The sequence below is a fragment of the Flavobacterium movens genome (assembly GCF_039581425.1).
GTDB lineage: Bacteria > Bacteroidota > Bacteroidia > Flavobacteriales > Flavobacteriaceae > Flavobacterium > Flavobacterium luteolum.
Genome location: NZ_JBCPXY010000005.1, coordinates 46,575 through 60,550, shown reverse-complemented (window position 1 = coordinate 60,550; position 13,976 = coordinate 46,575). Strand labels below are relative to the sequence as shown.

Genomic DNA, 13,976 nt, shown 5'->3' with positions numbered 1-13,976 from the left:
ATTTAGCTGTTTTTGTATGAGTATATTTAAACAAAAATGAACTTTAAGTATACAAATAGGTGTATTTTAAATTCAAACCCGACAGGTTTTTAAAACCTGCCGGGTTTAATTGATAGAGACAAAAAAATCTGCCAAATCTGCTAAATCTGCGGGAGTAATTTTGCTCGCAGATTTAGCAGATTCAGCAGATTTATAAAATTGAATTGAAGTATTTTTAAAAATTATTTCTCGATTATCATGGTAACTCCTTGTCCGCCTGCAGCACAGATGGAAATTAATCCTTTTCCAGAACCTTTTTCGTTAAGCAGTTTTGCCATTACGCCAATAATTCTTCCACCAGTTGCTGCAAAAGGATGCGCTGCCGCCAAACTGCTTCCTTTTACATTTAGTTTATTTCGATCTATTGCTCCTAGTGGTTTCTTTAAGCCAATTTCGGCACTCAATTCTGGACTTTCCCAAATTTTTAAAGTGGCTAAAGTCTGAGCAGCAAAAGCTTCGTGAATTTCATAATAATCAAAGTCCTGGAGATTTAATTCGGCTTTTTCTAACATTCTTGAAGCAGCGAATAAAGGTGCTAATAGTAGATTCTGTTGATTTTTAACGTATTCAATTGCTGCAATTTCTGCAAAAGTGATGTAAGCTAAAATTGGTAAACCTCGTTCTTTTGCCCATTCTTCGCTAGCCAAAAGAACACAAGAAGCTCCATCTGTTAGAGGAGTTGAATTTCCTGCAGTCAAAGTGCCATTTACTTTATCAAACGCTGGTCTTAATTTCGCTAGTTTTTCAATTGTACTGTCTCTTCTTAGATTATTATCTTTTTCTAATCCGTTAAAAGGAGTAATCATATCATCAAAGAAACCTTCATCATAGGCTTTTGCCATATTCAAATGGCTTCTTAAAGCAAACTCATCTTGGTCTTCACGCGAAATTTTATAATATTTTGCTGTAATCTCAGTATGTCCGCCCATAGAAAGTCCTGTTTGCGACTCTTCATTGCGAGGCACTAACGGACTAAGATCTTTTGGACGAAGTTTTAAAAACGTTTTAATTTTTGAACCTAATGATTTTGCTTGTCTGGCTTCTAACAATACTTTTCTAAGTTTTTCGCTTACAGCAATCGGCATATCACTGATTGAATCCACACCACCGGCAATTCCTGAGTCAATTTGTCCAAGTGCAATTTTGTTGGCAATATAAATAGCGCTTTCAATTCCGGTATCGCAAGCCTGCTGTAAATCGCATGCAGGTGTTGCGGGATCTAGACTGGTTTGCATTACACATTCTCGAATCAAATTGTTGTCGTAAGTATGTTTAATTACTGCGCCTCCTGCAACTTCGCCTAATAACTTTCCTTTTAGATCGTATTTATCAATAAGACCATTGAGTGCAGCGGTCATCATTTCTTTATTTCCCACATTAGAATAGGCTGTATTAGCTCTTGCAAAAGGAATTCTGTTGTAGCCTACAATGGCAACTTTTCTTATTGTATTTGATTTCATATCAGGAAGTTATTTGTTTTTGGTTTTGAAATTTCGAAATATAAAGATAGAAATAGATTTTGGTTTCCTGCTTAATGCAGATTAAGATTGTCGGCAAATAGGAGAGAAATGAATGCTTCAAATTTTATTTTAACGTATTTAGTACAATAATTTATATTTATTTAGAATGAATTAAAATAATTTGGAAATGTTAAGATTAGCATATACTTTTGTCGCTCAATTTAAAATCAAAACCAAATGAAAATAATTATGAATGCCAAAGTTTATCTTTTTGTGCTGCTTTTGAGCTCATTAAATATGATGGCGCAACAGCTTGGAACTGTAAACGGGAAAGTTTCTTTGAGTGGCAATAAACCTGCAGAAAATATTGCTGTAGCATTAAAAGGAACAAAATATTCAGATATTACAACTGTTTCGGGACATTATGAGATTAAAAATGTAAAACCAGGAACATACACTATCGTATTAAATGGAGTAGGAATTCAGCCTGTTGAGGATAAAATTGTAGTCAACTCAAAACAAACCACGACTAAGAATTTTTCTCTTTCTGAAAGTCAGCAAGATCTTGAAGAAGTGGTAATTAAAAAGAATAAATACAAGCAGGATAAACCTTCATTGTCATTACGTCTTCAAACGCCAGTCTTAGAAATTCCTCAAAACATACAAATTGTAAGTGGTCAAACCTTAAAAGACCAGCAAATTACAAGTATGAGCGATGGTGTAATTCGTAATGTGAGTGGTGCTGTACGTTTGGAGCATTGGGGTGATTTGTATACGAATATTACCATGAGAGGTTCTCAAATTCAAGCCTTTAGAAACGGATTTAATGTGGTTTCTTCTTTCTGGGGACCATTAACAGAAGATATGAGTTTTGTTGATCATATCGAGTTTGTAAAAGGTCCAGCTGGATTTATGCTTTCAAGCGGTGATCCAAGCGGATTGTATAATGTGGTGACTAAAAAGCCTACAGGAGTAACAAAAGGTGAGGTAAGCGTTCTTGGCGGAAGCTATGATTTTTATAGAGTTAGTGTCGATTTTGACGGAAAATTAGATAAAAAAGGAAAATTGCTTTATAGATTTAATGGAGCAGCACAAAAGAAAGGATCTCATCGTCCTTTTGAGCACAATGACCGTTACGTAATTGCTCCAGTTATTTCGTATCAGATTGACGATAAAACAAAAATTACTGCCGAATATAATTTTCAATACGCAAATATGACTGAAGTAGGTTCGTACTATGTTTTTGGACCTAAATCTGATGGATATGCAACTTTGCCTCGTAATTTTACAATGACACAGCCAGGACTGCCTGATACAAACATTCAAGATCATAGCGGTTATCTTCAGTTCGAACATAAGTTTGACGAAAATTGGAAACTTACAGCTCAAACGTCTTATTTTAAATATATTCAGCAAGGATACAGCTCTTGGCCAAGTTTAGTTGGACCAGCTGAAATAGATACTGATGGAGACAAAATTCCAGATGTTTTTCTTGATAAAGGAGATATCATTAGAAATGTTGGTATTTGGGATGCGGAAAGTAATATGTATCTAGGACAGATCTTTTTGAATGGAAAATTCAGTACAGGAAATGTTTCTCATAAAGTATTGGGTGGAGTAGATTTAGGAAGTAAAGATTATATGGCAGATTGGGGACAATCTCATGATTTGGATACTTATGCAAATCCGTTTAATGTTTACAATCCAAATTATGGCACGCCATCTAATGGTTTACCGCAATTTGATCACGATACTCCGTTAAGCCAAAGAGCAGTAGGACGTTATGGTTCGAAATACGCGGCTGGATATGTGCAGGATGAACTTGGTTTTTTAGAGAATAAATTGAGATTGACTCTTGCTGCAAGATATACTTGGATTAGCCAAACGAGTAGTTATGATGAGCCACAAGAAGATAGCCATATTACACCTCGTGCGGGTTTAAGTTATTCTATTACTGATGATTTTGCGATTTACGGGTTATATGATCAAGCTTTTACGCCTCAATCGGGTGTAGTAAGAAGTGGTGATGTAAAACCGCTTACAGGAAATAATGTTGAATTTGGACTTAAAAAAGATTGGTTTGATGGTTCTTGGAATACCAGTTTGTCTGTTTATAATATCTTAAAGAAAAATGAGCTAACGGGAGATCCTAATAATCAGCCAAATGAACAATATAAAATAGTTTTGGGTGAAAAAAGAGCTCGCGGTGTTGAATTCGATTTAAGAGGAAAAATATTTGACGGACTAAATCTTATTGCAAATTATGCGTTTACAGAATCAATTGTAACTAAAATTGATCCAGCTGTTTCTGAAGCTAATAAAATTAATGTAGGAGATGTTGTGCCTGGATATGCTAAACATACGGCTAATGCATGGTTGAATTATACGCTTCAAAATGGTAAACTGAAAGGTTTTGGTGCTTCGATCGGTGGAACTTTCCTTGATGGACGCCAGACTGATACTTGGAGTCCAGGGGTTGTAAAACTTCCAACTTACTTTAAACTAGACGGTGGATTGTCTTATGAAACGGGTAAAATTAAAGTTACGGCAAACGTATTCAATATTTTAGACAGATATCTTTACAGCGGTTCGTACTACGAGTGGCTAAGTGCTTATTACTGGCAAACTGAAGCGCCAAGAAACTTTAGAGTTGGTGTGACTTATAAATTTTAAAGGTGCTAAGGTTCTGAGGGACTAAGATTCTAAGGTTTAAGGAACAAAGAGTCAAAGAGTTCAAAGAGTCAAAGAGTTCAAAGAGTCAAAGATTTTGAGATACATACTTCTTTTGAATTGCCTCCAGTTTTAACTGGAGGTAACAAATAAAGATTGAAAAAAGGCTTTAGCCAAACTAGTGATGTTTGGCTAAAGCCTTTAATTTTTTATTTATATTTTCATCCAGCTAAAGCTGGACGCTATTCAATTTCTAAAAAAAATCCTTTAATCTGTGGCTTTAAAAAAGGTTTTGTGTCTTAGCTCCCGATAGCTATCAGGATTGCGAGATTAATTATTATGCCTTGCGTATCAAAGGAATCAATTTTGTACCAATCAATTCAATCGCATTCATTAATTGTTTATGCGTTAATCCAGCATTATCCATTTGGAAAGTAAATCGATCTACACCTCCAAGCGCTTCACTATGGCGAAGAATTTTCTCTGCAGCTCTTTCTGGACCTCCAACAATTAAAACACCCAAATCATCAATTAAACCATCAAATTTGCCTTTTGTTACTGGTGGCCAGCCTCTTTCATATCCTAATTTGGTCCATAATTCGGCATAACCAGGATAATATTCTTCAATTGCTTTTTCAGTTGTGGTGCCAACATATCCAGGTGAATGCAAACCGACTTTTAATTCATTTGGTTTATAGCCCGCAGCTTTTCCAGCTTCACGATATAAATCAACTAAAGGTTTAAAACGATGTGTTTGTCCGCCAATAACAGCAACCATTAACGGAAGTCCAAGTGATCCAGCTCTTATAAATGATTCTGGCGTACCGCCAACTCCAAGCCAAATAGGCAATTTCTCTTGTATTGCTCTCGGATAAACAGGTAAATTATTTATGGCAGGACGAAATTTCCCTTCCCAGTTTACAAACTCGCTGTCACGAATCTGTAAAAGCAAGTCTAGTTTTTCGCTGAAAAGCTTATCATAATCATTCAGATTAAATCCAAAAAGGGGATAAGCTTCAATAGAAGAACCGCGACCCACTACAATTTCTGCTCTTCCTTTTGAAATTAAATCTAAAGTCGCAAAACTTTGATAAACCCTAACAGGATCTGCAGCGCTTAAAACCGAAACAGCACTTGCCAGTCGGATATTTTTTGTTCTTGCTGCTGCTGCACTCAAAATAACAACCGTAGCAGAATCTAAAAACTCTTTTTTATGATGTTCTCCAATTCCGAAAACATCTAGACCAGCTTGATCTGCAAATTCAATTCGCTGTAAAAGCTGTTCCATAGCATCAACACTGCTCAGAGTATTGTTATCGCCATACATTGCCGAAGCAAAACTGTCTATTCCTATTTCCATATTTTTTTTAGCTTTAAGCTTTACGCTATAAGCTGTAAGCATTTTAGAGAGCCTAAAGCTTACGGTTTATAGCTTAAAGCGATATTATTTTTTTGCTTTAGGCAATAAGCTTTAAGCATTTTGAAGCTTATTGCCTAAAGCCTATAGCTTACAGCCAATTAATGTGAGAAACCAAACGAAATACTGATAATTATAATCATGATTACGATCAGCGTAATGCCAACGTACAAGTAGTCTTTTTCCAATAAAAACGAAAATAACGAAAGCAGTACACGTAAAACAGGTGTCATGAACAAGAAAATAATTCCTGTAAATATTAATGATTCTCCGTTTCCTTGAATTGCTCCGTTGTAAATTGCAGCGATTACTTCAAATATATTTCGGTCGTTTTCTTTAAAAACAGAATAATCCTCAATCTGATTTCCGTTATGAAGCAAATAAACAATTCCGCCAATGAAGGCTACCGATAGCGAAATCCAAACTCCGTAACGAAGCAGGTTTCCTATAATTGTCTGAAAATCTTTTTCTCCAAATTTTTCTTCCTGTATCATATTAGATTTTTCCATTTAGTCCGTTATAAATCATATTGATTGCCAAAACAAAAATTAAGCAGGCAAAAAATATTCTCAATTTCTTCGGATTTGTTCGTACCAATATTTTGGCTCCAGCCATAGCTCCAAACAAAACTCCAATTACAACCGGCATACAGATTCCAGGTTCAATATATCCTTTCTGAATATAAATTACAGAACTTGCCATTGCCGTAACACCCATCATAAAATTACTGGTTGTGGTTGAAACTTTAAAAGGAACACGCATAATATTGTCCATTGCAATTACTTTAAAAGCACCAGAACCAATTCCGAGCAATCCAGACATCATTCCGGCAACACCCATCATACTAAAACCGCCAATAACATTTTTGGTTCCGTATTTTACAACTTCGCCGTCATGAGTAGGATAAGTTCCGTCCAATTTTAGCTTTTTAGCCAGCGGACTAGATTCTAGAACGATATGTTCTTCTTTTTTTCGAAGCGAATTAATAGCAGAGAAAATCAGCGTTAAACCAAACAAAACGGCTATAAAAGAAGTAGGCGCAATAGTCGAAAGCAAAGCTCCGCAAACCGCTCCAATTGTAGTGGCTATTTCGAGAAAAATTCCCATTCGCATATTAGTAATTCCTTCTTTTACATAGGCTGCCGCAGAACCCGAAGAAGTGGCGATAACAGAGACTAAAGCAGCTCCAATAGCATAATGAATATCGACACCGAGAATAATGGTGAGAAGCGGAATGATAATAATTCCTCCGCCCAAGCCTGATAATGAACCGATAAAACCAGCTAAAAAAGCTCCTAGAATCATTATAAGCGTAAAGGTAAGTATTGTCATTTAAGATATATTTTTGTATTTGCTAATTTACGAATACATATTTGTTCGAAACAGCTTTATGACCTTAAATATACCTTAAAAATATTTTTAGTGTTCAGTCTCAGTCTCAGTGTTCAGTTTTTAGTTTAAGTTAGTTTGAGAGTCTAGAAGCTTTGTCAAAGTTTCAAATTTTGACAAAGCTAACTGTTCTTACCGCAAAGACTGTAAACTGAGACTGAGACTGAACACTGCGACTGAAAACTAAAAAAAAAGGTATATTTGAAATGATAATGATTACTAAAAAAGCAGTCTTGAAGAATAAAATCCTCACTTATTCCTTAACGCATCATAAGAGTTTGTTTTCTAATGCAGATCAGAAAGAGTATTTCTATATCCAGACAAGCGAGCATCCTTATATCAGCGAACCTTATCGTGCAGAAAGTTATGCAATTGAGTTTCTAAGAAAAGGAAGCATGATCATGCAGACTGGACTCGAGAAGAAAGTAGTTCATGCTCCGGCTCTTATTACTTTGGGACCATCTGTGATTAGGAGTTTTTCTAAAAACGATAATGAAATTTTAATTGATATTATATTTTTTAAACCGCATTTTTTTCTCGAAAATCAGACAAATGTGTTTTTTCTTGCCCAATATGATTTCTTTGAAAACCATCATAGTCATTTGTCTCAACTTGCAAAAACAGATGAAAATAAATTTGAACGCATTTTTAATCTAATTAAAGAAGCATCAGAAAACAGATCTAAGAATCAAGCTTCTATCTTGAGAAGTTATCTGTATATTTTAATTTATGAAATTGATGCTATTCAGGAAGAAAAGAGTATTACAGAAACGCACAATCCTTTATTTGAACAGTTTAAAGAACTGCTATTTAAGGACTTTTTGAATTTTAGAACGGTACAGCATTATGCTGATAAACTAAATGTAAGCCGAAAATATTTGTCTGAAGTCATTAAAAAACACAGCGGAAAGACTGCGAGTGACTGGATTAGCGAAATGGTGATTCTGGAAGCCAAAGTTTTATTGCAGCACAAAAAAATGTCCATCAATCAGATAAGCGATTTGCTCCATTTTACTGATCAATCTGCTTTTGGAAGATTCTTTAAAAACTACGAGGGAATTTCGCCTTTAGAATATCGGAAAAAACAAAACGATTAAAATAAAGTTTCCGACATTTTGCACAATTTTGAAGCCGTATTGCTCTTTTTTTTAACCTATAATCGATAGAATTTTGCTCTTTTATTAAAAAGGAAAAGAAATGAGTAAAATTGCAAAATTTGTTGTCATCATTAATGATAATGTCTCTTGGATGGAAGACAAAGCCGTTCAGTTTTATACCAATTTATTTAGGGAAAAAGGTTTGGGAGAAGAATATGCAGAGCAGTATCTTTCTCAAAAAGAATTGTTTCGAATTCAGAATGATTTTTCGATTGAAATTCTAATGGCATATCTTGGTGAAGCACCACAATCGTATTTAAAATTGGATTCGTCGAGAATATTAAACGAAAATCTAGGAGCGTCAAAAGCAATCAATCTAAGTGAGATTATTTATTTTGATGAAGAAGATTTAAAAGCGCTTATTAAACGTGCCGAAGAGATTGCTTATCAGCGAAAACATGATCTAATTTGGGTGAAAGCTTTTGCCATAGATACTGCTTTGATCGATATATTACGATTATTGAATTACGAAGAATTTGATTTGGAAGAAAAAATAGAAGATCAATTTCCAAAACGAATTTATTTCCGAAAAAATGTGAATTGATTTTTTTGGTTGATAGTTGATAGTTTTGATTGTTAGGAAAAATTTTTACCCCATCAACTATCAACCAAAAACCATCAACCTAAAAAACTATATCCTATTGTCAACAGCGTAAGATGTTTTTCCAATATTAGCCAATAGTAAAGCCGCCGCACAACTTGTCCAAACAGAATAATCAAGAGGCGCTTTTACAGAAACGGAAACCGACATAGCAAAAGCAAAAAAGAACATTAAAAAGGTAGTTCCTAAAGCGGCAAGTCTGGTTTTGAAACCAAATAATAGTAGAAGACTCAGTAAAACTTCAAAGAAAGTGGCAATTCCTGCAAGAATTTCTGCTGTGGCTTTGTTGGCAAAAGAATTTAGGGTTTGTGTGTAGATAACAAAGTTTTCCCAATTTCCCCAAGCGACTGCGTTAGATCCCGGTGCGCCCCAAACTCCAAATCGGTCTGCTACGGCCGAAAGCATTGTGATTCCTAAAACTATTCTTAAAATTAAACCTGCTTCTAATATTGTGATGTTTTTCATTCTATAATTAATTTTTGATTTGAAGATGTTCCAGGTTCTTCTTAACCAAAGTTTTGTTTCCAACTACTTTAAAACCAAGCTTTAAATACAGTTTTTTAGCATTCGGATTGTCTTCTTCAACCAGGAGACCTAAAACCTCTTTATTTTTATGAACGTATTTATCAATCAAAAATTGCAATAATTGAGAACCAATTCCTTTTCCCTGATATTTCGGATTCACTCCTAAAGAGTCAATGTAATACTCTCCATCGCGTGTTTCCAATTCTGGATCAAAGTCAGGATTATGGTGTTTGCGAACGTATTCGATTATCGGCGCGCGCAATTCTTCAATATCTGCACCATTATAAATATTTACTGCGCCAATGATTTCGTTATTTTCTTCTGCCACAAAACAGTTTTGATAAGAATACTGATTGTTATCACTTTCGACAAAATGCTGCAGAAAATCTTTCGCTACAGCGTAATCTTCCTTTGCAATAAATTTATAGATAATGTCTTCCATTGCTAATAATAATATAGGAGCAATATATTTTGAGTCTGATTTTTCGGCTTTTCGTATATTCATAGTGTAGTATTTTTAGCAAATTTAAGGCTTTATTTAAATACATAGTCGCGAAGCTATTGGGACTATATGTTTAATTTCTCAGCAAGCATTAAATAAAATCTGCTTAAAAAACTTAGCCTCTTAGCAACTTAGTCCCGATAGCTATCGGGATAGCATCTTTGAAAAAAATATACAAATATACACTCAATATATACCAATTAAGAGATTTCAAGTCGTCTTATATTTGTAGTATAGTTTTAATTTAAATATTAAAAGAAATGAAAGCAATAGGATTTAAAACATCATTACCCATAGAAAACCCAGAAAGTTTTATCGAATTTGAAGCCGTAAAACCAATTCCAGGGCCACACGATTTATTAGTTAAAATTGATGCGATTTCTGTAAATCCAGTCGATTTTAAAATTCGCCAGAATAGCGCAATAGATACTGTTCTCGAAACTCCCAAAATTATTGGCTGGGATGCTGTCGGAATCGTTCAGGCTGTCGGACAAGATGTTACTTTGTTTGAAGTGGGAGATCCCGTTTATTATGCAGGAGATATTACCAAACAAGGAAGCAATGCCGAATATCAAATTATCGACGAAAGAATTGTGGGCCGAAAACCTAAATCGTTAAGCATCGAAGAAGCTGCTGTAATTCCGCTAACCGCTTTAACTGCTTGGGAAATTTTATTTGACAGAATCAGAATTACGGCAGATAAAGACAAAGGAAAATCGATTCTGATTATTGGCGGAGCAGGAGGAGTAGGTTCTATTGCTATTCAATTGGCTAAAAAAATAGCGGGTTTAACGGTTATTGCAACAGCGTCGCGTCCAGAAACAATTGCTTGGTGCAAACAGCAGGGCGCTGACTTTGTAGTAGATCATAAAGACCTTGTTTCATCTGTTCGAGATGCTGGTTTTGAGTATGTTGACTTTATTTTAGATTTTGTAGATACCAATGCTTATTGGGATACAATGGTCGAATTGATAAAGCCGCAAGGTCATATTGCCTCCATTACCGGAAGCAGCGATCCAGTTGCATTAACCAAATTAAAGAGCAAAAGTGTGTCTTTTTCTTGGGAACTAATGTACACTCGTTCAATGTTCCAAACAGAAGATATGGTAGAACAGCATAATATCTTAAACATCGTGGCTGATTTGTTGGATGATGGTATTTTGAAAACAACTTTAAATACAACCTTAAACGGACTTTCAGCCGAAAATCTTAAGAAAGCGCACGAACTTTTGGAGTCTGGACGAACAATTGGAAAGATTGCCATTAAGTTTTAAAGGTCAAAATGAGCTTTGTGATAGCCTAAAAACGGTTATTTGGAATTGTTTTAAATAATATTGTTTTAAAATAGGAAATTTTTGTATTTTAGTCGGCTTACAAACCCAATTGATATAAATTTTTAACCTAAACAAAATTATTTATGATTTCAAAAAACACAGACCTTGGATTATTGCTATTGCGTTTAAGTACTGGCGGATTAATGCTTTTTCACGGTGTTTCTAAACTGATTCACGGAATTTCGTTCCTTGTAGAAAACATGGGCGCATTTGGCTATGCTGTTTACATTGGCGAAGTTTTAGCTCCAATTGCCATTTTATTAGGATTTAGAACTAGAATTGCGGCTGTTCTTTTAACAATAACGTGTGTGGTAGCAGTTGCAACAGCACATGCTCAGGAGATTTTCTCTATCAGCGATCATGGAGGTTACGCTTTAGAATTATTAGGGCTTTATCTGTTTGGTGCTTTAGCCTTATTCTTTACAGGAGCTGGTAAATATGCCGTTTCTAAAACCAATAAATGGGATTAATTTTCTCAAAGTAAAAGGTTTACTATATAGAAAAGCTCTAAATTTTTGATTTAGAGCTTTTTTTATGGTTATTCTTTTAATTATGCTATTTTTGTGTCCATACTACCCCAATAATTATCAAAATAGCAATGAAGTTCTTATTCTCCTTTACCCTTTTTATTTTTTCTTTTGCAATTAATGCTCAATCTCTAAATGGTATTGTAAACGACGCTGACGGAAAAGCGGCGTCAGAAGTTTTAATTCGAAACCTAAATTCAAAAACACACGCACATACCGATGTAAATGGAAAATTTACCTTAGAAGGCGTTCAGGTAAATGATAGTTTGGTTGTTACCAAAAAGGGATTTTCTACTCAGAAAATAAAACTGGCTTCTTTAGATTTTCTGACTATTTCTTTAGAAGAAAAGCCATTTTTGCTAGAAGAAGTTAAGATTGGCAATAATTTAAAATATCTGAATACGATTTCTAAAATCGATTTTGAAATTCAGCCTATTTCAAATTCTCAGGATTTATTGCGTAAAGTTCCAGGACTTTTCATAGGTCAGCATGCTGGTGGAGGAAAAGCTGAACAGATTTTCTTAAGAGGTTTTGACTGTGATCATGGAACCGATATCAATATTACTGTAGACGGTATGCCAGTAAATATGGTTTCGCACGCACACGGGCAAGGTTATTCTGATTTGCATTTTGTGATTCCAGAAACGGTTGATAATATTGATTTTGATAAAGGGGCTTATTTTGTAGATAAAGGCGATTTTACCACTGCAGGATATGTTGGTTTTAATACCAAAAATGCGTTGCAAAATAGCTCTATTTCTTTTGAGGGCGGACAGTTTGATACTTTTCGTACTGTTGCCATGTTTAATTTATTGAATAAAGAAAACCAATCGGCTTATTTTGCTGGAGAATACATGATGACCGATGGTTATTTTGATGCTCCTCAGAACTTTAACCGAATAAATTTATTTGGAAAATACAATGCTAAAATGGAAAATGGAGATCGTTTGGCTATCTCGGTTTCGCATTTTAAAAGCCAATGGGATGCTAGCGGACAGATTCCGGATCGTGCTGTAAACGATGGAACTATTTCGCATTATGGAGCAATCGATCCAAATGAAGGAGGAAATACCGATAGAACCAATTTTAATTTGCAATATGATGCAAAAATTGACGAAAATACGCATATCAAAAGCAGTGCTTATTTAAGCAAATATGATTTTGAACTGTATTCTAATTTTACTTTTTTCTTAAACGACCCTATAAACGGCGATCAGATCAAACAGAAAGAGAATAGAGCCATTGTAGGTTTTCAGTCCGAATATGATCAGAAATTAAACGAAAAATGGCGTTTTAAATTAGGCGCTGGACTTCGCAACGATAACAATAAAGATGTAGAATTATCGCATACTTTAAACAGAAAAACGGTTTTAGATTATTTGAGTTTAGGAACTGTAAACCAAACTAACTTATTTACGTATTCAAGCCTTGATTTTACATCAGGAAAATGGTTGGTAAACGGAGGTTTGCGTTTAGATTATTTCAAATTTGGGTACGAAGATCAATTGGCGGCAACCTATACGAATCAGACACAGACAAAAGCAATTGTGAGTCCGAAATTGAACTTTTTGTATACTCAAAACGATAAATTAAACTATTTCCTGAAATTAGGAAAAGGGTTTCATAGCAATGATACGCGTGTAGTAGTGGCGCAAAGCGGTCAAAAAATTCTTCCAGAAACCTACGGCGCAGATTTAGGAATTAACTGGAAACCATTTCCACGCATGATTATTAATTCAGCAATTTGGTATTTGTATTTAGCGCAGGAATTTGTTTATGTTGGAGACGAAGCGGTTGTTGAACCAAGCGGAAAAACAGAAAGAAAAGGTTTCGATTTTGGTTTCAGATATCAATTGACCAATTGGCTGTTCTGGAATACCGATTATACGTATACGCACGCAAGAGCAATAGATGAACCTAAAGGAAATGATTATCTGCCATTGGCTCCAAAAAATACTTTAATGAACGGAATTTCGGTTAAAGATTTAAAAGGATTTTCAGGAAGTATAAGAACTCGTTTCTTAGGAGACAGACCAGCAAACGAAGACAATTCGGTTGTGGCAAAAGGCTATTGCATTACCGATTTCTCTGTGAATTACCAGATTAAGAAAGTTTCGATTGGCGTAAACATCGACAATATTTTCAACACCAAATGGAAAGAAACACAATTCTTAACCGAATCAAGACTGGCAAATGAAACGGATCCTGTAGAAGAAATTCATTTTACCGCAGGAACGCCGTTTAATGCGAGATTGATTTTGAAATATGCTTGGTAGAAATTGATCAATGTGCCAATTAGAAAATGTGCCAATTAGATAATTACTCTCATTATCTAATTGGCACATTTTCTAATTA

At 34.9% G+C, this 13,976-nt stretch carries 12 protein-coding genes; 6 read left to right on the top strand and 6 right to left on the bottom strand.

Annotated features, from left to right (window positions below; all coding sequences use genetic code 11):
- Positions 1–221: 221 nt before the first annotated feature.
- Positions 222–1,499 (bottom strand): acetyl-CoA C-acetyltransferase, encoded by a 1,278-nt coding sequence (locus AAYQ05_RS10585; RefSeq protein WP_343543206.1) that lies wholly within the window; start codon positions 1,497–1,499, stop codon positions 222–224.
- A gap of 237 nt (positions 1,500–1,736) precedes the next feature.
- Between AAYQ05_RS10585 and AAYQ05_RS10580 the strand changes: the two genes are divergently transcribed.
- On the top strand, positions 1,737–4,172 hold the full coding sequence (locus AAYQ05_RS10580) for a TonB-dependent siderophore receptor (RefSeq protein ID WP_343543204.1): 2,436 nt from the start codon (positions 1,737–1,739) through the stop codon (positions 4,170–4,172).
- A 334-nt stretch (positions 4,173–4,506) separates the two neighbouring features.
- Here AAYQ05_RS10580 and AAYQ05_RS10575 read toward each other — a convergent pair whose 3' ends face one another.
- The 3 genes from AAYQ05_RS10575 to AAYQ05_RS10565 form a co-directional block, all read right to left on the bottom strand.
- The gene (locus AAYQ05_RS10575) at positions 4,507–5,529 is read right to left on the bottom strand and encodes an LLM class flavin-dependent oxidoreductase (protein WP_343543203.1); all 1,023 of its coding nucleotides are present in this window, start codon (positions 5,527–5,529) and stop codon (positions 4,507–4,509) included.
- A 158-nt stretch (positions 5,530–5,687) separates the two neighbouring features.
- Entirely contained in the window at positions 5,688–6,095 is a 408-nt protein-coding gene (locus AAYQ05_RS10570) for a DUF1634 domain-containing protein (RefSeq protein WP_343543201.1), read from the bottom strand.
- Positions 6,082–6,918, bottom strand: a complete 837-nt coding sequence (locus AAYQ05_RS10565) for a sulfite exporter TauE/SafE family protein (protein ID WP_111376937.1) — start codon at positions 6,916–6,918, stop codon at positions 6,082–6,084. The genes AAYQ05_RS10570 and AAYQ05_RS10565 overlap by 14 nt, the downstream gene beginning before the upstream one ends.
- Before the next feature lie 290 nt (positions 6,919–7,208).
- Here AAYQ05_RS10565 and AAYQ05_RS10560 point away from each other — a divergent pair, with 290 nt between their 5' ends.
- Together AAYQ05_RS10560 and AAYQ05_RS10555 are read left to right on the top strand one after the other, a co-directional pair.
- A complete protein-coding gene (locus AAYQ05_RS10560) occupies positions 7,209–8,072 on the top strand; it encodes a helix-turn-helix domain-containing protein (RefSeq protein ID WP_343543197.1) in 864 nt (287 codons plus the stop codon).
- A 100-nt stretch (positions 8,073–8,172) separates the two neighbouring features.
- Positions 8,173–8,676: a hypothetical protein gene (locus AAYQ05_RS10555; RefSeq protein WP_343543195.1), complete on the top strand. Its 504-nt coding sequence runs from the start codon at positions 8,173–8,175 to the stop codon at positions 8,674–8,676.
- A gap of 87 nt (positions 8,677–8,763) precedes the next feature.
- Here AAYQ05_RS10555 and AAYQ05_RS10550 read toward each other — a convergent pair whose 3' ends face one another.
- Both AAYQ05_RS10550 and AAYQ05_RS10545 read right to left on the bottom strand, forming a co-directional pair.
- Entirely contained in the window at positions 8,764–9,198 is a 435-nt protein-coding gene (locus AAYQ05_RS10550; RefSeq protein ID WP_343543194.1) for a DoxX family membrane protein, read from the bottom strand.
- A 7-nt stretch (positions 9,199–9,205) separates the two neighbouring features.
- Positions 9,206–9,763 carry a GNAT family N-acetyltransferase gene (locus AAYQ05_RS10545; protein ID WP_343543193.1) on the bottom strand — a complete coding sequence of 186 codons (558 nt, stop codon included), beginning with the start codon at positions 9,761–9,763 and terminating at the stop codon, positions 9,206–9,208.
- Positions 9,764–10,020: 257 nt separating this feature from the next.
- On the opposite strand from AAYQ05_RS10545, the gene AAYQ05_RS10540 reads away from it, so the two are divergent.
- The 3 genes from AAYQ05_RS10540 to AAYQ05_RS10530 all read left to right on the top strand — a co-directional run bounded on the left by AAYQ05_RS10540 (position 10,021) and on the right by AAYQ05_RS10530 (position 13,897).
- The gene (locus AAYQ05_RS10540; RefSeq protein ID WP_343543191.1) at positions 10,021–11,034 is read left to right on the top strand and encodes a zinc-binding alcohol dehydrogenase family protein; all 1,014 of its coding nucleotides are present in this window, start codon (positions 10,021–10,023) and stop codon (positions 11,032–11,034) included.
- Positions 11,035–11,177: 143 nt separating this feature from the next.
- Complete coding sequence (locus tag AAYQ05_RS10535; RefSeq protein WP_343543189.1) at positions 11,178–11,564, top strand: DoxX family protein; 387 nt, start codon at positions 11,178–11,180, stop codon at positions 11,562–11,564.
- Positions 11,565–11,692: 128 nt separating this feature from the next.
- The gene (locus AAYQ05_RS10530) at positions 11,693–13,897 is read left to right on the top strand and encodes a TonB-dependent receptor (protein WP_343543188.1); all 2,205 of its coding nucleotides are present in this window, start codon (positions 11,693–11,695) and stop codon (positions 13,895–13,897) included.
- Positions 13,898–13,976: the final 79 nt, after the last annotated feature.